Here is a 568-nt window from a genome sequence, read left to right on the forward strand (position 1 = left end):
AGGGCCGTAGCCTGTGGGTTATGCCTGATGCTGTAAAGGCCGTGGATGCCGTCTGCGGGTAGTGACCCATATGGCAAAGATCGGGGGTGTCGCTTGTAGGTGGTGTCCGATCCAGCAAAGGGTTTAGTGCTTTCGCCAACGGACGGTGCCTGGCTGGCTAATGGCCTGGTGCTTTCGCCAACGGGTGGTGCCCGGTGCCAGGCGGTCCTCACGCCGTGCTTCGCACGGTGCCTTCGCTCCGCTCGTCGACCTTTCGGACCGGGCATGACGGGACATCCCTGTCCCGGCATGCCCTTGTGCCAGCCTCCCTGCTGGCCCATCCGGGTCTTCCTNGACCTTTCGGACCGGGCATGACGGGACATCCCTGTCCCGGCATGCCCTTGTGCCAGCCTCCCTGCTGGCCCATCCGGGTCTTCCTCTCTACGCTCAGCGCTGCGGATTGCCTGTCACCGGGCCCCACCCGTCTGCTTATTGCATTGTGCTGGCTGCGGGTAAGGATGGTTTCGAGTGTTACAGGTAATCCCTGGCAGGTTTGAAAGCGGAGTGAACTCTGCAATCAGCCAACCTC

Annotated in this window: 1 protein-coding gene; it reads right to left on the reverse strand. The window is 62.4% G+C overall.

The window, feature by feature from the left end; all coding sequences use genetic code 11:
* Positions 1-320, reverse strand: a 320-nt coding sequence (locus A1830_RS23560) for a hypothetical protein (RefSeq protein ID WP_231877688.1), incomplete at its 3' end; no start/stop codon positions are given.
* Positions 321-568 lie beyond the last annotated feature (248 nt).

The sequence above is a fragment of the Erwinia sp. ErVv1 genome (assembly GCF_900068895.1).
Lineage (GTDB): Bacteria > Pseudomonadota > Gammaproteobacteria > Enterobacterales > Enterobacteriaceae > Erwinia.